The 21,557-nt window shown below is 73.2% G+C and carries 19 protein-coding genes; 5 read left to right on the forward strand and 14 right to left on the reverse strand.

The window, feature by feature from the left end; all coding sequences use genetic code 11:
- Window positions 1-92 precede the first annotated feature (92 nt).
- On the reverse strand, window positions 93-1,277 hold the full coding sequence (locus QSK00_RS18535) for a TDT family transporter (RefSeq protein ID WP_285592745.1): 1,185 nt from the start codon (window positions 1,275-1,277) through the stop codon (window positions 93-95).
- 71 nt (window positions 1,278-1,348) lie between these two features.
- Here QSK00_RS18535 and QSK00_RS18540 point away from each other — a divergent pair, with 71 nt between their 5' ends.
- Window positions 1,349-2,251: a LysR family transcriptional regulator gene (locus QSK00_RS18540; protein ID WP_285592748.1), complete on the forward strand. Its 903-nt coding sequence runs from the start codon at window positions 1,349-1,351 to the stop codon at window positions 2,249-2,251.
- 3 nt (window positions 2,252-2,254) lie between these two features.
- On the opposite strand, the gene QSK00_RS18545 is transcribed toward QSK00_RS18540, so the two are convergent.
- A complete protein-coding gene (locus QSK00_RS18545; RefSeq protein ID WP_285592750.1) occupies window positions 2,255-3,547 on the reverse strand; it encodes an acyl-CoA dehydrogenase family protein in 1,293 nt (430 codons plus the stop codon).
- A 227-nt stretch (window positions 3,548-3,774) separates the two neighbouring features.
- Here QSK00_RS18545 and QSK00_RS18550 point away from each other — a divergent pair, with 227 nt between their 5' ends.
- The 3 genes from QSK00_RS18550 (at window position 3,775) to QSK00_RS18560 (ending at window position 6,980) form a co-directional block, all read left to right on the forward strand.
- Complete coding sequence (locus QSK00_RS18550) at window positions 3,775-4,728, forward strand: MSCRAMM family protein (protein WP_285592752.1); 954 nt, start codon at window positions 3,775-3,777, stop codon at window positions 4,726-4,728.
- The gene (locus QSK00_RS18555) at window positions 4,725-5,543 is read left to right on the forward strand and encodes a YceI family protein (RefSeq protein WP_285592754.1); all 819 of its coding nucleotides are present in this window, start codon (window positions 4,725-4,727) and stop codon (window positions 5,541-5,543) included. The genes QSK00_RS18550 and QSK00_RS18555 overlap by 4 nt, the downstream gene beginning before the upstream one ends.
- 555 nt (window positions 5,544-6,098) lie before the next feature.
- The gene (locus QSK00_RS18560) at window positions 6,099-6,980 is read left to right on the forward strand and encodes a type IV toxin-antitoxin system AbiEi family antitoxin (RefSeq protein ID WP_285592756.1); all 882 of its coding nucleotides are present in this window, start codon (window positions 6,099-6,101) and stop codon (window positions 6,978-6,980) included.
- 133 nt (window positions 6,981-7,113) lie between these two features.
- Here QSK00_RS18560 and QSK00_RS18565 read toward each other — a convergent pair whose 3' ends face one another.
- The 9 genes from QSK00_RS18565 to QSK00_RS18605 all read right to left on the reverse strand — a co-directional run bounded on the left by QSK00_RS18565 (window position 7,114) and on the right by QSK00_RS18605 (window position 16,352).
- The gene (locus tag QSK00_RS18565) at window positions 7,114-8,181 is read right to left on the reverse strand and encodes a DUF1275 family protein (RefSeq protein ID WP_285592758.1); all 1,068 of its coding nucleotides are present in this window, start codon (window positions 8,179-8,181) and stop codon (window positions 7,114-7,116) included.
- Window positions 8,182-8,273: 92 nt separating this feature from the next.
- Window positions 8,274-9,320, reverse strand: coding sequence for a DUF1275 family protein (locus QSK00_RS18570; RefSeq protein ID WP_285592759.1), 1,047 nt, complete (start codon window positions 9,318-9,320; stop codon window positions 8,274-8,276).
- Window positions 9,321-9,428: 108 nt separating this feature from the next.
- Window positions 9,429-11,462 (reverse strand): MFS transporter, encoded by a 2,034-nt coding sequence (locus QSK00_RS18575; protein ID WP_285592761.1) that lies wholly within the window; start codon window positions 11,460-11,462, stop codon window positions 9,429-9,431.
- Between the two features lie 75 nt (window positions 11,463-11,537).
- A complete protein-coding gene (locus QSK00_RS18580) occupies window positions 11,538-12,179 on the reverse strand; it encodes a hypothetical protein (protein WP_285592763.1) in 642 nt (213 codons plus the stop codon).
- Window positions 12,180-12,256: 77 nt separating this feature from the next.
- Window positions 12,257-12,649: a 4-carboxymuconolactone decarboxylase gene (pcaC, locus tag QSK00_RS18585; RefSeq protein ID WP_285592765.1), complete on the reverse strand. Its 393-nt coding sequence runs from the start codon at window positions 12,647-12,649 to the stop codon at window positions 12,257-12,259.
- On the reverse strand, window positions 12,646-13,992 hold the full coding sequence (locus tag QSK00_RS18590) for a lyase family protein (RefSeq protein ID WP_285592767.1): 1,347 nt from the start codon (window positions 13,990-13,992) through the stop codon (window positions 12,646-12,648). The genes pcaC and QSK00_RS18590 overlap by 4 nt, the downstream gene beginning before the upstream one ends.
- A 49-nt stretch (window positions 13,993-14,041) precedes the next feature.
- On the reverse strand, window positions 14,042-14,581 hold the full coding sequence (locus QSK00_RS18595; RefSeq protein ID WP_285592769.1) for a type 1 glutamine amidotransferase domain-containing protein: 540 nt from the start codon (window positions 14,579-14,581) through the stop codon (window positions 14,042-14,044).
- A gap of 70 nt (window positions 14,582-14,651) precedes the next feature.
- Window positions 14,652-15,134 carry a DUF309 domain-containing protein gene (locus tag QSK00_RS18600; RefSeq protein ID WP_285592771.1) on the reverse strand — a complete coding sequence of 161 codons (483 nt, stop codon included), beginning with the start codon at window positions 15,132-15,134 and terminating at the stop codon, window positions 14,652-14,654.
- A 117-nt stretch (window positions 15,135-15,251) separates the two neighbouring features.
- Complete coding sequence (locus QSK00_RS18605) at window positions 15,252-16,352, reverse strand: TerC family protein (protein ID WP_285592773.1); 1,101 nt, start codon at window positions 16,350-16,352, stop codon at window positions 15,252-15,254.
- Window positions 16,353-16,537: 185 nt separating this feature from the next.
- Between QSK00_RS18605 and QSK00_RS18610 the strand changes: the two genes are divergently transcribed.
- Window positions 16,538-17,755, forward strand: a complete 1,218-nt coding sequence (locus QSK00_RS18610; protein ID WP_285592775.1) for a phosphodiester glycosidase family protein — start codon at window positions 16,538-16,540, stop codon at window positions 17,753-17,755.
- A 234-nt stretch (window positions 17,756-17,989) separates the two neighbouring features.
- Here QSK00_RS18610 and QSK00_RS18615 read toward each other — a convergent pair whose 3' ends face one another.
- The 3 genes from QSK00_RS18615 to QSK00_RS18625 all read right to left on the reverse strand — a co-directional run bounded on the left by QSK00_RS18615 (window position 17,990) and on the right by QSK00_RS18625 (window position 21,445).
- Window positions 17,990-18,451, reverse strand: a complete 462-nt coding sequence (locus tag QSK00_RS18615) for a DUF4190 domain-containing protein (RefSeq protein ID WP_285592778.1) — start codon at window positions 18,449-18,451, stop codon at window positions 17,990-17,992.
- Between the two features lie 187 nt (window positions 18,452-18,638).
- The gene (locus QSK00_RS18620) at window positions 18,639-20,669 is read right to left on the reverse strand and encodes an acyl-CoA dehydrogenase family protein (protein ID WP_285592780.1); all 2,031 of its coding nucleotides are present in this window, start codon (window positions 20,667-20,669) and stop codon (window positions 18,639-18,641) included.
- 95 nt (window positions 20,670-20,764) lie between these two features.
- Window positions 20,765-21,445, reverse strand: a complete 681-nt coding sequence (locus tag QSK00_RS18625; RefSeq protein WP_285592782.1) for a TetR family transcriptional regulator — start codon at window positions 21,443-21,445, stop codon at window positions 20,765-20,767.
- Between the last annotated feature and the right edge of the window lie 112 nt (window positions 21,446-21,557).

Consider the following 21,557-nt stretch of genomic DNA (forward strand, 5'->3'; position numbering starts at 1 on the left):
TCTCGTACGTCTGGACCCCAAGGTTCGACCTTGGGGTCCAGAAGTAGGTGCGGCGGCGTCGATGGTCGAGCTCCGCTGCGCTGCGTCTCCGATCAGGCGAACAGATGCCCACGGACGACGCTGCCGTGCGCGGTGCGGGCCGCGACCACGGCCCAGGCCCCGACCAACAGGACGTAGAGCGCCAGGGCACCCCAGGCGAAGGCCGGCAGGTGCATGCGGGCGGCGAGGGCGCTGGTGCCCGTCACGACGGTGCCGACGGGGAAGGTGAAGCTCCACCAGGTCAACGCGAACGGCAGCTTCCGACGGGCCGTGCGGATCGTGACCGCGGCGGCCAGCGCCATCCACACCATCGCGAAACCCCAGGTCGGCACGCCGTAGAGCAGGCCGAACACCTCGGCCCCGGTGGCGTAGGGCTCGGGCAGCACACCCCGGGCCTGGTTGCCGAGCAGGTTCGCCGCCGTCACCGACTGCCCGAGCGGGCCGAGGACGATCCACATCGTCGGGACGGTCGCCGCCGGCCCGGTGCCGTGCACGACGAGCTTGTTCCAGATCTGGGGCAGGATCGCCAGGGTCGCGAAGAGGCTGACCCCGAACATCGCGTAGCAGGCCAGGAGCATCGTCTCCTTGCCGGTGCCGGCCGGGAGGTGCCCGACGAGCAGCGCACCGTTCGCGGCCGAGACCATCGGGGGCACGACGGGCATCAGCCAGCCGCCGAAGGCCCCGTCAGCCGCCACGTTCCCACGCGTGATCATGAGGTAGGGGATCGCCGCCGTCGTCACGAGCCCGATGGCGGTCCCGACGCTCCAGAGCACCCAGTCGACCGTGATCGCCGTCGAGGTCCCGAGGACGGCGCCGCCGAGCGACCCGGCCCCGGCGCCGACGGTCATGACCCCCATCGCGACCGCACCCCAGAACTGCCCCATCACCGGGTTCGCGGCGTGCCCGCGGGCGGTCTCGGTGTGCCGGATCCAGTGCACGGCCCACGCCGTGGTGAGCAGCACCAGCAGCACGGCTGCGAGGCCCCACACGACCGTGCCGAAGACCCGCAGACCCGGGAACTGGATGGGCAGCGTGGCGGCGGCACCGCCGACGATGCCGGTGCCCATGATCGACGAGTACCAGTTCGGCCCGAGGTTCGCGAACATCTCGCGGGGCCGCTCGAGGTCCCGGAGCAGGCCGATGCGGGCGAACCCGTGGGCCGGCACCGCCTCGTGGCGTCCCGTCGCCTTCTCGGTGGCGGGACCGGTCGTCGTCTCGCGCTCGTCGATCAATGTCATGGCTCCGAGACTGGTCCGCGGCGAAGTGATCGAGTAGGCGGTCCGACCTCGTGGGGTCATAAGCTGCGCTTGTGCCCCTGAGTCCCCGTGTGGTCGACCTCGGTCCCTACGACGTCCTCCTCTCGGTGGCCGAGCTGGGCAGCATGGGGCGGGCCGCCGAGCGGCACGGGGTCACCCAGGCGGCGGTCAGTGCCCGCATCCGTTCGCTGGAGGGTGCCCTCGGGGTGACGCTGCTGGAGCGGTCACCGCGCGGGACCCGGCTCACCCCGCACGGGGCACTGGTGGCGGACTGGGCGCGGGTCGCCGTCGACGCGGCCGAGGCCCTCGACGCCGGGGTCACGTCGATCCGCAGCGAGCAGGCCGCCCGGCTGCGGGTGGCGGCGAGCCTCACCGTCGCCGAGTACCTGCTCCCCCGCTGGCTGGTCGCGCTGCGCACCGAGCACCCGGAGACGTCGGTGTCACTGTCCTCGCGCAACTCCACGGACGTGGCGGCGGACGTCCTCGCCGGCGCGGCGGACCTCGGCTTCGTCGAGGGGCCGGCGGTGTCCGACGACCTCGACGCCCAGGTCGTCGCCCGCGACCGGCTCACGCTCGTCGTCGCGCCCGGCCACGCGTGGGCGTCCCGACGACGGGGGATCGACGCCGAGCGGCTCCGCGCCACCCCGCTGGTGGCCCGGGAGCACGGCTCGGGGACGCGGGCGTTCCTCGAGCACTCCGTCGGAGCCCTCGCCGAGCCCGCCCTGGAGCTCGCGTCCACGACCGCCATCAAGGGCGCGGTCGCCGCGGGCGTCGCGCCCGCCGTCCTTAGTTCGCTCGCCGTGGCGGGCGAGCTCGCGGTCGGGACGCTCGTGGCGGTGCACGTCGTCGGCCTCGACCTCGACCGACGGCTCGCCGCCGTCTGGCCGCGCGGCCGCCCCCTCGCGGGACCGGCGGCCGACCTCGTGGGCCTCGCGACCCGGCGTCGGGAAGGGTGATCGCTACCGCACGAAGGCGCTGTGGCCGGTGATCTTCTTCCCGACGATGAGGGTGTTCATCTCGCGCGTGCCCTCGTAGGAGTAGAGCGCCTCGGCGTCGTTGAAGTACCGCGCGATCCCGTTCTCCAGGATCGTGCCGTTGCCCCCGACGATCTGGCGGCCGAGCGCGACGGTCTCGCGCATCCGGTCGGCGCAGAACTGCTTGGCCAGCGCCGAGTGCGCGTCCGAGCCGCCCCCGCCGTCGATCAGCTGCGCGTTGCGCGACGCCATCCCGAGCGACGCGGTCGTGTTGCCGAGCATCTGCACCAGGGCGTCCTGGATCATCTGGAACCCGGCGATCGGGCGGCCGAACTGCACCCGCTGCTGGGCGTAGCTCAGCGCGAGCTCGTAGGCCGCCATCTGCACGCCGACGCACGCCCACGACGCGTTGCCGCGGGTACGGCGCAGCACTCCGCCGGTGTCGGCGAACGTGCCGTTCCCGCCGGAGAGCCGCCGGTCCTCGCCCACCCGGACGCCCTCGAGGGTGATGTCGGCGTTCTGCGTGATCCGCAGCGCCGTCTTGCCCTCGATCTTCCGGGTGGTCACGCCGGGGGTCTCCCGGTCGACGACGAAGCCGCGCACCGCCTCGCCGTCCCGGGCCCAGATCACCAGGACGTCGGCGAACGTGCCGTTGCCGATCCAGCGCTTGTGACCGTCGATGACCCACTCGTCGCCCTCGCGGCGCGCGGTGGTCTCCATCCCGCCCGCGACGTCGGACCCGCCGTGCGGCTCGGTGAGGCCGAAGGCGCCGATCAGGTCCATCCGCGCCATCGGGGGCAGCCAGCGCTCCCGCTGCTCCGGCGTGCCGCAGGCGTCGATCGAGCCCATCGCGAGGCCGCTCTGGACGCCGAAGAAGCTGTTCGTCGAGGCGTCGATCCGGGCGATCTCGGCGTGCACGAAGCCCATGAGCACGCGCCGTGCGGGCTGCGGGGAGAGCTTGGACAGGCCGTAGGGCAGCCCGGCGAGGTCGAGGGCGGCGAAGCCGCGGCGGAACTGCTCCGGGAACTCCGCCGCCTCCCACGCCGCGTTCACCACCGGTGCGACGTCGCTGGCCAGGTAGCCGCGCAGCCGGCGCAGGATGTCCCGCTCGTCGTCGGTCAGCAGCTCGCCGTAGGAGTAGAAGTCGGCGACGTGCTCCGCCTCGGGGTCGAGCTCGAGGTGGGGGCGGGGCAGGTCCGCGAACGGGTCTCCGTGCATGCCGGCCTCGTCGGCGGTGGCCGGGGCGATCGAGGTGCGGTCGTCGGTGGGCGCAGCCATGCCGATCAGCCTGCTCCCGGTCCTGCGTGCGCGCCAGACGATCGGTGGTGCACACCATCGGTGATCACCCGAGCGTCCCCCGCTAGATGCTTGTACGATGAAAGTGAAATCTCGGGTGGTCCGCGGGGATTCGGGTGGCCGGGCGGGTATCGGCTCGGTGACAGTGGTTCGGTTCGCCCTCCGCGTGACCCAGGGCGCCGAGTCTCGAGCGGTTGAGGAGTACGACGGTGGACGGACAGCAGCCGATCATGATCTTCGGACGGATCACCCGCGGTGACGGCGGGCCCCTCCCGGGTGCGGCGCTGACCCTGTGCGATCTCGCGGGTGACCAGCTCGACCGCACGGTGGCCGACGACGCCGGCGACTACCGCCTCACGCCGTCGAACGGCGGCACCTACCTCGTCATCTGCTCGTCGTCGACGCACCAGCCGAAGGCCTCGCTGGTCGCGGTGTCCGACCGCCCGCTGCGCCACGACGTGTCGCTCTCCGGGGGCGGCGCGTCCCTCGAGGGCACCGTGGGGGCCTCGCGGGACGGCGCGCTCGCCGGTTCCGCCGGGGTGGTGCTGACGCTGACGGACGTGCGCGGCACCGTCGTCGCCGTCGCCCGGTCGAACGCCGACGGCGGCTACCGGTTCGCCGACCTGGACGAGGGCACCTACACGCTGACCGCCGCCGCACCCGACACCACGCCGGTCGCCGAGACCGTGCAGATCCCGGGCGAGGGCCGCGTCACCCGCGACATCGCCCTGGTCAGCCAACTCCGGCTGTCCGGCGTCGTGCGCTCGGCCTCGGGCGGCCGCCCGGTCGCCGAGGCGCTGGCCACCCTGGTCGGGGCCGACGGCAACGTCGTGGGCGCCGCCGTCACCGGCGAGGACGGCAGCTTCGACTTCCCGGAGGTCGCCCCCGGGACCTACACGATCACGGCCAGCGGGTACGCCCCCGTCGCCAGCGAGATCGAGGTCGGGGCCGGGCAGCCCTCCGAGGTCACCCTCACGCTCACCCCGCCCGCGCTCGGCCCCGACGACGACGGCCCCGCCGAGACCACCCGGTCGTTCTCCGGGGAGGACTTCGGCGCCGACGCCGTGCCCGCGGGGGCCTACTCGAACGGCCACAACGGGCGGCACGCCACCGGCGACCTCTACTCCGACCGCGGCTTCGACGCCGACGGCGGGCGGCCGTGACCGCCACGCGGTCGGGGACCCAGCGGGTGGCGGGGGTCGCCGTCACCAGTGACGGCTGGCCGGTGCCCTTCGCCGTCGTCACCGTGATCGACGCCGCCGGTCAGCAGATCGGCGGCACGACGGTGGACGACGACGGACGGTTCGCGCTCGACGGCCTACCCGCCGGCCCCTGCACCGTGATCACCTCCGCAGTCGGCCACACCCCCTCTGCTCGTCCGGTCGCCGGGCCGGCGTCGGGGAGCCTCGGCCGGGTGGTGCTCACCCGCACCGGCGCCCTGGAACTCCCGGCCCCCGGGCGCTGGGAGATCGACCCGGTGCACTCCCGCATCGCGGCCTCGGCGTTCCACCTGGGGATCACGAAGGTGCACGGCCGGTTGCGCCGCTTCACCGGCGCGATCGACATGGGTCCGACCCTCGAGAGCTCGCGGGTCACGGCGGCGATCGAGTCCGGCAGCGTCGACACCGACGACGAGCAGCGCGACGAGCACCTGCGCGCGGCCGACTTCCTCGACGTCCTGCGCTTCGGCGAGATCCGCTTCTCCTCGACGGAGATCCTCCGGCACACGGCCGACCACTGGACGATGGTGGGCGACCTCGAGCTCAAGGGCGTCCGGAGTCGCGTCGCCCTCGACGTCATCTACCACGGGGCCGGTCCCGACCTCTGGGGCGGCGAACGCGCCGGGTTCTCGGCGACCACCCAGCTCTCCCGGGACGACTTCGACATCTCGTGGAACCAGTCGGTGATCGCCGGCATCTTCGCGATCGGCCGCACCCTGCGGATCGAGATCGACATCGAGGCGGTCCGGGTCAGCTAGGTCGCGCCGGCCCCGGGCCCGGCCCGGGTCCGTCTTGTCGCGGCCTCCTGCCCACCCCGGTGTGCCTTGTCGCGGCCTCCTGCCCACCCCGGTCTGCCTTGTCGCGGCCTCCTGCCCACCCCGGTCTGCCTTGTCGTTCTGATTCACAACGACAGGGCGGACGGTCCGGGTGGATTCCCCGCGACAGGGTGACCTGACGGCCGGTCACGGGCGCACGGACCGCCCGGGCCGACCCGGGCCCCCCGGCCGGACCGCCCGGGCCGACGCGGACCGCCCGGGCCGACCCGGGTCCGTCGTGTCGCGGCGTCCTGCCCACCAGACCCGACCCGGGTCCGCCTTGTCGCGGCCTCCTGCCCACTCCGGTCTGCCTTGTCGTTCTGATTCACAACGACAGGGCCGATGCCACGGGTGGGCTCCCCGCGACAAGGTCCCTCGACTGCTCGCTGGGCCGTTCGGACGGTCGGTTGTCCACATCCGCGCGCGAGAGAGCGGGTTGTCCACATCGGCACCCCGGGACGTGGCCGCGCGACGGAACTCGTCGACATCCTCGGCGCCATGTCCTGGTTCGAACCCCGGCCCGGCGACGGCGGGCTCCTCCGTCGCAGCGCGCTGATCCGCGTCGAGGACCCCACCCTCGTCGACAAGGCCCTCCGTCGGAAGCAGGTCGTCCGCGTGCACCGCGGGATCTACAAGGAGGGCGAACCGCCCGACGACCGGGAACGCGCGTGGGCCGCGTGCGCGACCGTCGGCGGCTGCGTGGCCGTTGCGAGCCACCGGACGGCGGCACGCGTCCTCGGCCTCGAGGTGCCCGCGGGCGGCCCCGACGAGGTGACGATCCCCCGCTGCGAACGCCGCCCGCACCGCGCCGATCTGCGGTTCCACACCTCGGTCCTCGCCGCGGAGGACGTCCTCGACCTGGACGGGCTCCGGGTCACGACCGTCGCGCGCACGCTCGTCGACCTGGCTCGCACGGAGGAGGAGTACCGGGCCGTGTGGGCGATGGAGCGCGCTCTGTTCCGCAGCCGCGTCACGCGGGAGGAACTGGACGACGCGATCCGGCGCTGCCGTGGCACGCCGGGTGTCCTCCGGGCCCGCCGTCTGGTCGCGGCCGCGCGACCGCTGTCCGGTTCGCCGCTCGAGACCGCCGGACGGCTCGCCCTCGTCGAGGACGGACTTGAGGAACCCGAGGTCCAGATGCCGGTCACTCGCGCCGACGGCAAGAACGCCTACGTCGACCTCGCCTATCGCCGTCAACGCCAGGGCTTCGAGTTCGACGGGCGCTCCGAGCACGGGATGGAGATGGCCGTCTTCGAGGACCGCGACCGTGAGAACCAGATCCTCCTGCGGGACCTGACGATCTACCGGTTCTCCTGGTTCGACGTCTTCCGACGACGCGCGCAGTACCTCCGCACGGTCCGCGGCGCGATCGGGGCGTGACCAGCGTGCCGGCTTGTCGCGGCCCGCTTCCGATCCGGGCCGCCCTTGTCGTTGTGGATCAGAACGACAAGTCCAGGAGGGGACGCCGGAAGACCGCGACAAGGCACACGAGGTGCCCGGACGAGGTGCGCCCCTACGCCAGGACCACGTCGTGCTCGACCGACTCCCCCGCCACCGTCACGACCACGGCGCGCGGCCGGGCGGTGTCCCCGCCCGTGCGGTGCGGAGTGCAGATGAGGACGAACTCCCCGGCCTCGGTTGGGCGCAGGTCGAACGTCCCGTCCGGCTCGGTGTGCACACGGGCGACCTGCCGCCCCTCCATGTCGACCAGGGCGACGACCGCGGGGCTCGGGCCGCCCGTCCCGTCGACGACCCGCCCCGTGAGCCGTCCGATCCCGTCCGCCGGCGCCTCGTCGACGACGTGGTGCTCCTCGACGGTGGCCTCCGCGTCGGGCACCTCGGTCTGCGGGTCCGGCGCGAACTCCGGCTCCCCCGCGACCAGCCCGCCGTGGTTGGCCCGGGTGACCAGCGCCATCAGCCCGATGGCGAGCGCCACGAGCAGGACCGGCACGACGAACGCGAGGTCGGGCTCCACCCGGGCGACCACGCCGTTGCCCGCGGCGGCCACCACGATGATCGCGATGCGCAGCGGCGAGTTCCAGTTCCAGGTGAAGGGCTTGTGCAGCTCGACGAGGCTGGACACCCAGTTCGTGACGGTTCCGGACAGGAAGCTGGTCGGCGTCCCGGCCGGGCCGACGTAGCGCATCGCCGCGGCCTGGATGCCCATCGCGAGGCCGGCCCCGAGGACCAGGATCACCACGCGCGGCTGGGCGAGCGCCTCGTCGTCGACGGTGTAGAAGAAGGCGCCCACCGCGACGAGCAGCGCGAGCTCGACCGTCAACGCGACCCCGACGGCGTTGCGCCACGGCAACCGGCGCATCGCCACGCCGCACACCAGGGTCCCGACGACCAGGCCGCTGCAGTACCCCGTGATCGCGACGACGTTGTCGAGGGCCTGGTACCAGTCCCCCTGGCCGACCCCGAGTCCCAGGAGGACGAGGTTGCCGGTCATGGTCGAGGCGAAGACCTCGTTGAACGCGAAGAACGTGACGACGTCGATGGCGCCTGCTGCGGCCGTCAGCACGATGGTGACCGCGCTGAGCAGCCCAGGCCGTCGCTCCGGATGGTCGAAACCGGTCATACCGGTTCCATTCCCCGGACGGCGCCCCTCCAGATCGCGTCAGACCGTGACGAGCATCATTGCATTGCGCACGACCGGACCAGGTGGACCACTCAGGCCTGGGCCCCGACCACGACGTCGTGGGTGACCGGGCTGCCGTCCACGGCCACCACGACCGCCCGCGGGCGGGCGGCGCGCCCGCCCATCCGGTGCGGCGTACAGATCAGGACGAACTCGCCGGCCTCCGGGGGCTGGACGTCGAACCGGCCGTCGGGCTCGGTGTGCACCCGCGTCACCTGACGGCCCTCCATGTCGACCAGCGTCACGGCGGCCGGGCTCGCCGCTCCTGCCGGGTCCATCACCCGGCCACTGACCCGGCCGATCGCCTCGAGCTGCTCGTCCGCCGGAGCCTCGTCGGCGGGTGCGTCGGCGTCGGGCACCTCGGTCCGCGGGTCCGGGGCGAACTCGGGCTCGCCGGCCACCAGCCCGCCGTGGTTCGCCCGGGTCACCACCGCCATCCCGACGATGGCGACGAGGACGAGCAGCACGGGAACGGCGAACGCCAGATCGGGCACCTGGGCCTGGATCACGGCGTTGCCCGCCGCGGCCACCACGATCGCGGCGATCCGCAGCGGCGAGTTCCAACCCCACCTGAACGGCTTGTGCAGCTCCACGAGGCTCGACACCCAGTTGGTGACCGTGCCCGAGAGGAAGCTCGTCGGCGTGCCGGCCGGACCGATGTAGCGCATCGCCGCCGCCTGGATCCCCATCGCGAGCCCCGACCCGACGACGAGCACGATGACCCGCCACTGCGCGATCGCCGCGTCGTCGTCGACGCCCCACCAGAAGATCCCGACGGCGATGAGCAGCGCGAGCTCCACGGTGAGGGCGATGCCGACCGCGTTGCGCCACGGCAACCGGCGCATCGCCACCCCGCAGACCAGGGTCCCGACGACGAGCCCGCCGCAGTAGCCGCCCATGGCACAGACGTTGTCGATCACCTGGGACCACTCGCCCTGGCCCACCCCGAGACCGAGGAGGACCAGGTTGCCCGTCATGGTGGAGGCGAAGACCTGGTTGAAGGCGAAGAACGTCACGACGTCGATGGCCCCGGCCGCCGCCGTCAGCACCACCGTGACGGTGCCGAGCAGGCGAGGCATGCGCTCTGGATGGTCGAATCCGGTCACGGTTCATGACGGTCCCGAATGCTCTTTACCAACGGGTTACCTACGGCCGTGACGAGCGTCATGGAGTAGGGCGCAACCCGCTCAGCGCCGGCCGAGCACCAGGTCCACGTCGACGGGGCCGCCGTTCACCGAGACCTGGGTCGCCCGTGGCGCCGCCGCGTGGGCGGCGTCCTGCGGGGTCGCGATCACGAGGAAGTCGCCCGAGGACGGCGGCTCGATCCGGAACCACCCCTGGTCGTCGGCCACCGCCCGGCCCGCCTGCCGTCCGGCGTGGTCCACGAGGGTCACGACGGCGGGTGCGGGGGCGTCGTCGGGGCCGGTCACCCGGCCGCGCAGGACCCGGCCACCGCTCGGGGCACCCACCAGCGCCCCGTCGCCGTCGTCGTAGCCCGGCTGGACGGCCTCGGTGACCGCCGCGCCGTCCAGCTCGTCGGCCCCGTCGGCGGCCGGCTCGGCCGGCTCGGTGTAGGCGTACTTCCCGCCGCGCAGCAGGGAGGCGAAGGCGGCCACGACGCAGCAGACGGCGGCGAAGACGAGGGCGAAGGTGAGGCCGTCGGCGAAGGGCCCCGAGATCAGCTGCGGGAAGAACGAGCGACCCGTGAGGAAGCCCGCCTGCTCCGGGCCGACCTGCGCGAGGACCTGCGGGCCCAGCAGCGTCTGCATCGGGTTGTAGCCGAGGAGCGCGGCGAACAGCGTCGAGACGGGCGGGAGCTCGGAGATGCGCTGCGCGGCGTCGGCGGGCACCCCGTGCGCGACGAGCCCGTCGTGCAGGGCCGTCGGCAGGGTCCGGGAGAGCCCGAGGATCAGCATCGAGAAGAAGATGCCGATCGACAGGACCGTCGCTCCGTTCTGGAACGTGGAGGTCATGCCGGCGGCCGCGCCGCGCTGCCGCGGCGGGACGCTGTTCATGATCGCGGCCCGGTTGGGCGAGGAGAACAGGCCCATCGAGAGCCCGTTGACCGCGAGGATGATCGCGAACCCGACGTAGGAGAAGTCGACGGGCAGGAACTTCAGGAGCAGGAAGCTGACCGCCGCCCCGAGCATGCCGACGGTCGCGTACGCGCGGGCGCCGTGGCGGTCGGAGAGGATGCCCGAGACCGGTCCGGCGATGAGGAACCCGATGGTCAGCGGCACCATGTAGATGCCCGCCCAGAGCGGGGTCGACTCGTAGTCGTAGCCGTGCTGGGGCAGCCAGATGCCCTGCAGCCAGATGATGAGGATGAACTGCAGTCCGCCGCGGCCCAGGGCGGCGAGCAGGCTCGCGATGTTCCCGGCGGTGAAGGCCCGGATGCGGAACAACGACAGGTGGAACATGGGCTCGGCGACCCGGGTCTCGATCACCGCGAAGGCGGCGAGCACCACGACGCCGCCGATCAGGCAGCTGAGCACCAGGGGGGAGGTCCAGCCCATGACGTGCCCGCCGTAGGGCTGGATGCCGTAGGTGATGCCCATGAGCACGGCGATGAGGCCGACGGCGAAGGTGACGTTGCCCCACCAGTCGATCCGCGCCTCGTGGCGCTCGCCCACCTCGCGGAGCTTCACGTAGGCCCAGATCGTGCCGAAGACGCCGATCGGGACGCTGACCACGAACACGAGGTGCCAGGCGAGCGGGGCGAGGACGCCGCCGACGATGAGACCGATGAAGGAGCCGGCGATCGCGGCGACGGAGTTGATGCCGAGCGCGAGGCCGCGCTGATGGGTCGGGAACGCGTCGGTGAGGATCGCCGTGGAGTTGGCGAGCAGCAGCGCGCCGCCGATGCCCTGCAGCACGCGCATCACGATCAGCCAGATCGCCCCCGCGTCACCGTGCATCCACGTGACGGCGAGCAGCACCGAGAAGAGCGTGAAGACCGCGAACCCGAGGTTGTACATGCGGGTGCGGCCGTACATGTCGCCGATGCGCCCGAAGCTGACGACGAGGACCGCCGTCACCACGAGGTAGCCCATGATCAGCCACAGCAGGTAGCTGATGTTGGACGGCGCGAGCGGGTCGATGTCGATGCCCCGGAAGATGTCGGGCAGCGCGATGAGCAGGATCGACATGTTGATCGTCACGATCAGCACGCCGAGGGTGGTGTTGGACAGCGCCACCCACTTGTAGCGATCGGTCGACACGCCGGGACCCCCTGTCGTTAGCCTATGCAAACAGACTGTACCCGCGCGTCGACCCGTGAAGCGCGGGCGAGGAGGTCAGGAGCCGGCGGGGACCAGCACGGGCAGCACCCGCTGGGCGAGGTCGACGAGCAGCGAGCGCTGCTGGTCGGCCGACATGTTCCCGCCGCGGGTCAGGGTGAGGCTGACCGTGACCTGCCGGTAGGCGACGACGAGGATCGGCCCGTCGGGATCGGAGAAGAAGGTGCCCTGCGCGGCGCCGATCGGCGTCGCCACGCCGGTGACGCCCTCGCCCTGCAGCACCTGGTTGTTCACCGCGACCTGCGCCAGCGCCGCCTCGGGTGAGTTGTAGCCGCTGGTGAGCAGCTTGAGGACCTGCGCGCCCGCCGGGGCGGCGCCGGGACCCCCGGTCGAGGTGTAGGTGCACGTCACGCGCTCGAGGCGGCCCACCGAGGGAGCGGGGACGTCCCGCAGCGCCCGCACGTCCACCGTGCCCAGCGGCAGCCCGAGCAGGTTCGGCAGCTCGTCCTTGGACAGGATCTGGTTGCAGTCGGTCGGTACCAGCGTGGACCGCGAGGGCGGGGCGCTGGTCGGGGCCGCCGCGCCGGGGCCTGGGAACGTGGGGATCGCGGGCGTCGCGAGCTGTTCCTGCGACGAGCAGGCCGCCGCGAGCACCACCAGGGCCGCCGCCATGGCGGCCCGCAGAATTCGTCCCCGCACCCTCGTCCCCTCAGACCGCACCGCCCGGGCCACCACGGTATCGGCACCCACCGGCGTCCCGCGTCGGGAGCGCCGGGTCAGTCCTCCGGGATCTCCGCGAGCACCTTCTGCGCCACCCCGAACGCGCGGTTGGCCGCGGGCACCCCCGCGTACACGCCCACCTGCAGCAGCACCTCGCGGATCTCCTCGCGGGTGAGGCCGTTGCGCAGCGCCGCGCGGACGTGCATCGCGAGCTCGCCGTCGTGGTGGAGGGCGGCGAGGACCGAGAGGGTGACGATGCTGCGCTGGCGCCGGTCGAGCCCGGGCCGGTTCCAGATGCCGTCCCAGGCGTACCGGGTGATGAAGGCCTGGAACTCCGCCGTGGTCCCGTCGGTGTTCGCGATGGCGCGGTCGACGTGCTCGTCGCCGAGCACCTCCCGGCGGGTGGCGAGGCCGGCGGGATCGAGGTCGGTGGGGTCGAGACTGCTCACGGGTGCTCCTCCACGGGGGTGCGGGCGGCGAGGAAGGCGTCGACGAGCGCCGCCGACTCGCCGGTGTGCGTCGCCGGGTCGAGCGCGGCGTCGATCTCGGCGCGGGTCACGTCGGTCCCCGCCAGTGCCTCGACGAGCACCTGAGCGAACGGGCGGCCGGTGTCGAGCGAGGTCGAGGCGGCGTCGGTGACCAGCGTCTTCGGGTCGGCCACCCGCCCGCGCAGGGCGGTGGTGACGTTCTCGGCGAGCAGCAGGCCCCCGGTCGCGTCGAGGGCGGCCCGGACGGCGGCGGGCTCGACCACGAGGTGTCCGAGCGAGTCCGCGAGCCACGCCGCGCCCGACCCCGTCGTCCGGAGGAGCTCGCGCAGCGGCGCCCACTCGGCGTGCCAGGAGCCGGCCGCGCGCTCGTACTCGTGCCCGGAGGCGGCGGTGAGCACCGCGCACACCAGGCCGGGCACCGCGACCGCCGCGGCCCGCGCGGACACGGCGCCGACCGGGTTGCGCTTGTGGGGCAGCGTCGAGGACCCGCCCCGGCCGGGGACGTCCTCCCGGACCTCGGCGACCTCGGTCTGGGCGAGCAGCACGAGGTCGGTGGCCACCGCGCCGACCGCTGCCCCGGCCCGTCCGAGGATCCCCGCGAGCTCCGCGATCCGCCCGCGCTCGGTGTGCCACGCCAGCACCGGCTCCTCGAGCCCGAGGCGCCGTGCGAAGGCCGCCCGGACCGCCCGGCCGTCCCCGGCGAACGCCGCGAGGGTGCCGACCGCGCCGCCGAGCTGGGCCGCCGGCCGCCAGGCGCGCAGCGCCGCGACCGCCCCGTCGAGCCCTGCGGCCCACCCGGCGACCCGCAGGCCGACCGTCACCGGCGCCGCCTGCTGCAGCAGTGTGCGCCCCGCGGCGGGAGTGTCGCGGTGGGTCCGCGCCAGGGCCGCCGCCGTGTCGGCGGCGGCCGCCAGGTCGCTCGTCAGGGCGGCGACCGCGCGGGCGGCGACGAGCATCGCCGCCGTGTCCATGACGTCCTGGCTGGTGGCGCCCCGGTGCACAGCGGCGGCCGCCTCGTCGGCCCCGTCCGCCCGCAGCGCCGCGCGGAGGGCGGCGACCAGCGGCACGACCGGGTTGCCGGACGCGGCGGCCTCCGTCGCCAGCGACCCGACGTCGACGTGGTCGGGGACGCAGACGCCCACCACCGCGTCGGCGGTCGCCCGGTCGACGATCCCGACGTCCGCCGCGGCGGCCGCGAGGGCCGCCTCCGTCTCGAGCAGGGCGGCGAGCCACGCGTCATCGGAGACCGCCTGCCGGGCGGCCCCGCGCGCGAGGATCTCGTCGAACAGACCGGGCGCGATCACGCGCGCATCATGCCGCGCGCGCCGCCCCGGCCCGCCACGGAACTTCCGCTCAGGCGAATTCCTTGACGAACGTCGCGCAGAACGCGTCGAGGTCGTCCGGGTTGCGGCTGGTGATCAGCCCCTGGTCGACGACGACCTGCTCGTCGACGACGTTCCCGCCCGCGTTGCGGATGTCGGTCCGCACGCTCGGGAAGGAGGTGAGGCGCTTGCCGCGCACGAGGTCGGCCTCGACGAGGGTCCACGGCGCGTGGCAGATCGCGGCGATCGGCTTGCCGGCCCCCGCGATCGCCTGCACGAAGGCGATGACGTCGCCGTTCTGGCGCAGCGTGTCCGGGTTGCAGGTGCCACCGGGCAGGATGAGGGCGTCGAAGTCGTCGGCCGAGACGTCGGCGATCGCCCGGTCCACGGAGAACGTGTCGCCGGGGTTGATGTCGCCGTTCATGGCCTGGATCTCGCCCGTGTCCACCGAGATCAGCGTGGTGGTCGCGCCGGCGTCGTCGGCCGCCTTGCGGGGCTGCTCCAGCTCGACCTGCTCCACGCCGCTGGCCGCGAGGATCGCGACGCGCTTGCCGGAGAGTTCGTTCGCCATTCGGGGCTCCTCCATCGAAGATCGTCTTTCTCCACGACGGGTTGCCCACGACCGAGTGCGCGCGAAACGGTCAGCGCACCAGGCGCGGCGGGCTCCCCGACTCCAGCTCCCCGCCGGCCTCGACGGCGTCCGCGCGGGTCTGCGCCCACGCGACGACCCCCTCGGCGTCGACGCCGTGGCGCCCGGCCACCGACGCTCCGGAACCCAGGTTCTCCGCCCCGCGACGCAGCAGCGAGATCGCGCCCCGGCGGTTCCCGCGCTGGGCGTGGGTGAGGCCCACCGCGAGCTGGGCGAGGCCCTGCCAGAAGGCGCGCTCGTCGTCGGCCCCGGACTTCCACGCCCCCTCGAGCACCTCGTGGGCGTGGAACGGGAACCCGCCGTCGAGCAGGCGCTGGGCCTCGCGCAACGCCTCGTCGGGCGGCAGGACCACGTCCTCGTCCACCCGCTCGACCCCTTCGGCGCCCGGCGGCAGGGGCCGGCCGGAGGCGTCGCGGGGCCGGGCGTTGCGGGCCCGGCCCGCCTCGTCGCGGTCGCGTTCGGCACGTGAGGTCACGCCTCCACGGTGACACGCCGGACCGCCACGAGGCCCACGCACGAACGGGCCGTTCGTCACGGTCTTCCGTGACGGACGGCCCGTTCGCGGGGTGGACGCCGGGTCGGCGCCGCGGGATCAGCGCCGCCGGGAGGCGTCGGCCGGCTCCTCCGCCGACGCCGACGTGGCTCCGTTCGTCGTCCCACCGTTCGTGGCGCTCCCGGACGAGCCGTCGTGGTCGTCGTCCGGACCCGTCGCTCCCGCCTCCGACGACTCCTTCGGCGGCAGACCCCGGGTGGCGTACAGGCTCGTGACGGTCACGACCGTCAGGGTCACGAGGATGACCGCCAGCGACAGCGCGGTCGGCACCTCGGGGATGGCCGGGTTGATGTCGACGTGGAGCCAGTGGAGGATCAGCTTCACGCCGATGAAGGCCAGGATGAACGCCAGGCCGTAGGACAGGTGGACCAGGCGCTCCAGCAGCCCCACCAGCAGGAAGTACAGGGCGCGCAGGCCGAGCAGCGCGAACGCGTTCGCGGTGAACACGATGTAGGCGTTCTGGGTGATGCCGAAGATCGCCGGGATCGAGTCGAGCGCGAAGACGAGGTCGACCGACAAGATCACCGCGACGGTGATGAACAGCGGGGTGACGCCGAGCTTGCCGCCGACCTTGCGCCAGAGCTGTCCGTCGTGCTTGTCGCCCGGCTTCGTGTCCTCCTCGTGGACGGTCACCAGCTTGCGGGTCAGGCGCACCGCGACGTTGTCGCTCATGTCCTTCGGCTCGTCGCCGTGGGAGCGGATCAGCCCGTAGGCGGTGTAGAGCAGGAACGCCCCGAAGATCACGAAGGCGAAGCTGAACGTGTTGATCACGGCCGCGCCGATGAGGATGAAGATCGCCCGCATCACCAGCGCGCCGACGACGCCCCAGAGCAGCACCTTCTGCTGGTGGCGCTTCGGCACCGCGAACTGCGCCAGGATCACCGCGAAGATGAACAGGTTGTCGACCGAGAGGCTCTTCTCGACCAGCCAGCCCGACAGGTACTCGACGCCCGACTGGGCGCCCATGAAGAGCCAGACGCCGGCGCCGAAGACCAGGGCGACCACGATGTAGATGACCGACCACAGGGTCGCCTCACGGAAGCTGACCTCGTGTGGCGACCGCGCGTGCCAGATGTCGATGGCCACGAGGACGACGATGCCGCCGATCGTCGCGGCCCAGACCCAGAACGGGACGGTCACGTCCAGCCTCCTCCAGCCGATGAACTGCCCATCCCAACGGATGGGTCTTTCTTTGAGTTCCCTTTACCCCGTGAGCCGGGACACGCCACCCGTCCCGGCGAACTCTTCCCGCTCCCACGCGTCGTCGCACCTCAGTCGGACCCACACGGGCGACGCTGCTGCTCCGAAATGGCGACGGGAGGGTCATGACGGCTGGTCGGGTCGGTCTCGCGGTACTGGTCGCAGGGGTCGCGCTCGCGCCGGCCGCGCTCGCCGCCCCACCCCCGCCATCACCCGCCCCTCCCCCGGACCGGGTCCTCGACACCCTGTTCGCCCCGCGGGGCGGCGACGTCGTCGGCACCGAGTACCGCGAGTTCACGACGACGGCCGCCGCAGGCCGGGTGCGCGGGCACCTGATCCGGGTCGATCTCGCCAACCGGACGGTGGCGATCCGGCTGCTGCGGCCCGCCGTCGTGAGCGCGGTCGGCACGGTCCCCGACCTCGCCGCGCGCGTGGGCGCGATCGGCGCGGTCAACGGCAACTTCTTCGACGAGGGCGGCACCGGCGCGTCGGTCGGGGTCGAGTACGAGAACAAGGCCCTGATCAAGTCCGCGGTGGTCCTCGGACGGCGCCCGGCCCCGCCGGGCCCGCCCGGGTCGAGCCCCGACACCGTGATCGGCATCGACACCCAGGGCGTCGGGCGGATCGGGCGCGTGCTCTTCTCCGGCTCGGTCCGCCTCGCCGGCCGGGAGCTCCCCCTGGCCGGCCTCAACCTCTACGCCGTTCCGGTCGGCGGGGTCGCCGCCTTCACCCCGACCTGGGGCGGCACGACCCGGGCGCGCACCGTCTGCGGGTCCGACACCGACGCGAAGGCCCCGTGCGCGGGGGACGCGGTCGAGGTACGGGTGAAGGCGGGGAAGGCGGTGGCCGTCGGCGCGGTCGGCACCGCCGCGGTGCCCGCCGGTGAGGTCGCCCTCGTCGCCCGCGACGGGGCCGCGGCGCCGCTGCGGGCCCTGCGCGTCGGGGATCCGGTCGACGCCCGGTGGACCGCCCTCGCGCCGGACACCCCGCCGCTGCGGACGGCGCTGGGCGCGCTCGCGCTGGTCCGCGACGGGGCGCCGTGGCCCGGCCTGCAGACCACCGAACGAGCACCGCGCACCGCGGTCGGGCTGTCGGCCGACGGCCGCACGCTGTGGCTGATCGCGGTCGACGGGCGACAGGAGGCGAGCGTGGGTGCGACCCTCGCCGAGCTCGGGCGGCTGGTCGTCGACCTCGGTATCCCGCAGGCCGTGGCCCTCGACGGCGGCGGGTCGACCCAGATGGTCCGCCGCCCGGCCGGAGGGGCGCTCGCCGTCGCGAACGCGCCGTCCTCGAAGCCCCTGCGGGCCGTGGCCGACGGCCTCGCCGTCGTCCCCGCCGGCTGAGATTTTTCGTCCGGGGCGGGAACAGCGCGCGGGGCGGCGTGGTTGGATCGGGTGTCCGGGCCGGGCGCCATGTGCCCCCGGGTCTCAATAATAAGAGCCGCCAGGGACGATCGTTCGGCTGAAGCCCTGGTGTGCCACGCGCCGCGAGGCGGCTCATCGCCCGGCTCGGACACCCTCATCGCGACGACGGGCCCCGGCACCTGATGGTGCCGGGGCCCGTCGTCGTACCGGGACCTACTGTCCGCCGCCGAGATCGGGCATCTGGGAGCCGAACTGGTCCACGCACTGCTGGAGTGCGCTCTGCTTGGCGGCCAGGGTCGGCTGCTGGTTGGCGACCTGGACGCACTGCGTGGCCTGATCGACCGACGCCCCACCGCCGAGCCCGAAGAACGCGAAGCCGAAGAGCAGGACCGCGATCGTCAGCAGCAGGTTCAGCAGGAACGTGAGCACGCCGAGGATCAGGCCGGTGAGGGCGACCCCGCCGTTGGTGGCCTGCTGCTTGCGCACCCGGCCCCGCCCGATCACCCCGAAGATGATCGCGAGCAGTCCGAGGATCAGGCCGGCGACCGGCAGCCAGATGAGCAGGAGCGCGAGGATCCCGAACACCAGCGCCGCGACACCCATGCCGTTCTTCGGCTTCGGGGGCGGGGTGGCGGTGCCGGTGTCCCACTGGCCCTGCGGGTAGGGCTCGGTCACGTCGGGTGTCCTCTCGGCTCGGGGTGGGTGCCCACCTTCTACCCGCCGAGTCCGGTTTCACACCGCTGCGCGGGCGGCCCCGACCGGACGAACGACGCGTTCGTGGCGTCCAGCTGCACGAACGGGTCGTTCGGTCCACCGGGTCGCGCACGCCGCGCGAGAGGGACACGAGGCAGCCCGGTCGACCTCAGCGCAGCGACGTCGCGTGGGCGATCGCCTCGTCCTGACGCCGGGTCTCGGCGCCGGTCGCGATGGGCGCGTCGATCCAGCTCTCCGGGATGCCGAACGCGTCGATCAGCGTCCGCGCGTGGGGCCGCAGCGTGTGGCAGAGCTTGTTGATCTCCGACGTCACCGCCTTCGACCGGGCGGCGGAGATGCGGCCGTGTTCGAGGAACCAGCCCTTGTCCTGCTCGATGACGCTCAGGGCGTAGAGGTCGCACACCGACCGCATGAGCCGCTGGGCCGTCGGGTCGGTCTGGGCCTCGCAGGCGCGGTTGAACGCGTCGAGCACCAGCCCGTCGAGGTGGGCCCGGGCGGAGTGCAGCAGGTGGTCCTGGGCGCGGTTGAAGATGGCGAACGCCCGGTCGGGCGTGACCCCCTTGCCGCGCGCGGGCCGCAGCCGGCGGACCAGCCCGTCGAGGGTGTGCTCCTCGCGGTCGTCGAGCAGCTTGATCTGCCAGGACGCGTCGAGGACCTCCTCGTCGTCGCCACCCGTCGCGGCGCCGCGCAGCCGCTCCGCGAGCTGGTGCAGGGAGGTGCGCTCGGCGACCGTGTCGAGCACCTGGTCGGCGACGAAGCGGATCGTGCCCAGGGTGTCGAGGTTGCCGAAGTCGTCGGCGTAGCCCGAGATGAGGCCCTTGGCCACGAGCTGGAGCAGGACGGTGTTGTCGCCCTCGAAGGTGGTGAAGACGTCGGTGTCGGCGCGCAGCGTGCCGAGCCGGTTCTCCGAGAGGTAGCCCTGGCCGCCGCACGCCTCGCGGCAGACCTGGATCACCTCGGTCGCGTTCCAGGTCGAGAGCGCCTTGATGCCGGCCGCCCGGGACTCGAGCTCGCGCTGGCGCTTCTCGTCGACCGAGCCGCCCGCCTCCCGCTCGGTCTGGATGTCGTGGAGCATCTCGACGAGCTCGTTCTGGGCGAACCGCAGCGCGTAGGTGCGCGCGAGCAGCGGCAGGAGCTTCCGCTGGTGGGCGAGGTAGTCGAGGATCACGATCTCCCCGTCGCCGCCCGGGGCCGCGAACTGACGACGGGCCTCGGCGTAGCGGAGCGCGATCGTCAGGGCGAGCTGTGCCGCGCCGACCGCCGAGCCGGAGACGCTGATACGCCCGCGCACGAGCGCGCCGAGCATCGTGAAGAACCGCCGGTTCTCGCTCTCGATGGAGCTCGAGTAGCTGCCGTCGGCGGTGACGGTGCCGTAGCGCTCGAGGAGGTTCTCGCGCGGCACGCGGACGCCGTGGAAGGCGAGGCGACCGTTGTCGACGCCGTTGAGCCCCTCCTTGTGCCCGTCGTCGGTGATCTCGACGCCGGGCAGGACGTTCCCGTCGTCGTCGCGCAGCGGGACGAGGACGGCGTGCACGCCGTGGCGCACGGGCGCCTCGCCGGCCGGCGCCGACCAGAGCTGCACGAAGACCGCGGCCATCCGGCCGTCGCGGGCGGCGTTGCCGATGTAGTCCTTCTTCGCCGACTCCGTGGGGGTGTCGACCACGAACTCCTGGGTGGCCGGGTCGTAGGTGGCGGTGGTGTGCACCGACTGCACGTCCGAGCCGTGGCCGGTCTCGGTCATGCCGAAGCAGCCGGGCAGCGACAGGTCCATCACCGACGGCAGGTAGCGCGCCTGCTGCTCGGGGCTGCCCAGGGCCTGGATGGCCCCGCCGAACAGCCCCCACTGCACCCCGCTCTTGACCTGCAGCGACAGGTCGGCGAAGGCCAGCATCTCGAACGACACGACCGAGCCGCCGATGTCGCCGCGGCCGCCGACCGCCGTCGGGAAGCCGTGCACGGCGTGGCCGTCCGCGGCCAGCTGCCCGAGCATCTCCCAGACGCGTTGCCGGTGGGTCTCGGAGTCGGTGCCGGGCTCGACGTGCAGCTCGCCGAAGTCCTCCCGGGCGCGGATCTCGTCGCGCAGCCACGACCAGCGCCCGTCGAGGGACCGGCGGACGGCGTCGACGGCGACGGGCGACACGTCGGAGGGCGACGGCGGGACGGACAGCGGAGCGGCCATCGGGAAGGCCTCCTCAGAGCTTGTTACTGGTCGGTAACCACGGTTGTACCGCGTGCCTGAAGTACCCGCTCCCGCGGGTGGGACGCGTCACCCGCTCAGGCGGACGCGGCGGCGGAGTTCACCGTGCGGGCGAGGCCGCCCCACGCGAGGTCGGCGACCTCGTCGGTGATGACCTCGCGCGCCACCTCGGGCCGCGCGGTCAGCCAGTGGTCCCCGACCGACCGCACCATCCCGACGACCGCGTGACCCCACGTCACCGCGGGGGCCGGGTCGCGCCCCTGGCGGTGCAGCTCGGTGGTGATGATCTCGCCGACGTGGTCACCGATGAACGACGTCAGGTCGCCCACGAAGTCGCCCTCGCCCGCGGTCGCCGTCCGGTCGGACCCCGGCGGGCGCATCACGTAGCGGTAGATGTCCGGGTCCCGCTCGATCAGCGCGAGATAGGCGTCGATGCCCTGGCGCAGGATGTGCTGCGGCGGACCGGCCGTGCGCATCGCCTCGGCGACCTGCGCCACGATCACCGCACCCACGCGCTCGCAGACGGCCTGGTAGAGGTCGAACTTGTCCGCGAAGTGGCGGTAGACCACGGTCTTCGAGGTCCGCGCCTGCGCCGCGACCTGGCTCATGCCGACGTCGGGTCCGAACTGCCGGATGGCGACGATGGTCGCGAGGGTCAGTTCCTGCCGCCGGGCGCGCCGGTGCTCGTCCCACCGGCTGGAACGTTTGTCCCGGCGGGGCGGCGGGGCAGTGTCCTGCTCCGATGCGCCGTCGGTCACAGCGCCTTCCGACGATGAGGTCCTCCGGCTCCGTCGTTCCTGACGGGCCGACCCCTCGTCCTCGTGACGATGCGAACGACGACTCACGGCACCCACGGTACCTGCTACTTTT

Source organism: Actinomycetospora sp. NBRC 106378 (genome assembly GCF_030269685.1).
GTDB lineage: Bacteria > Actinomycetota > Actinomycetes > Mycobacteriales > Pseudonocardiaceae > Actinomycetospora.

Excerpts from the sequence above, each read along its gene's own strand:
- QSK00_RS18570 (WP_285592759.1), bottom strand. The coding sequence starts at position 9,320 with ATGCCTCGCCTGCTCGGCACCGTCACGGTGGTGCTGACGGCGGCGGCC.
- QSK00_RS18560 (WP_285592756.1), top strand. The coding sequence starts at position 6,099 with ATGTCCTGGTTCGAACCCCGGCCCGGCGACGGCGGGCTCCTCCGTCGC.
- QSK00_RS18565 (WP_285592758.1), bottom strand. The coding sequence starts at position 8,181 with ATGACCGGTTTCGACCATCCGGAGCGACGGCCTGGGCTGCTCAGCGCG.
- QSK00_RS18535 (WP_285592745.1), bottom strand. The coding sequence starts at position 1,277 with ATGACATTGATCGACGAGCGCGAGACGACGACCGGTCCCGCCACCGAG.
- QSK00_RS18595 (WP_285592769.1), bottom strand. The coding sequence starts at position 14,581 with ATGGCGAACGAACTCTCCGGCAAGCGCGTCGCGATCCTCGCGGCCAGC.
- QSK00_RS18610 (WP_285592775.1), top strand. The coding sequence starts at position 16,538 with ATGACGGCTGGTCGGGTCGGTCTCGCGGTACTGGTCGCAGGGGTCGCG.
- QSK00_RS18620 (WP_285592780.1), bottom strand. The coding sequence starts at position 20,669 with ATGGCCGCTCCGCTGTCCGTCCCGCCGTCGCCCTCCGACGTGTCGCCC.
- QSK00_RS18545 (WP_285592750.1), bottom strand. The coding sequence starts at position 3,547 with ATGGCTGCGCCCACCGACGACCGCACCTCGATCGCCCCGGCCACCGCC.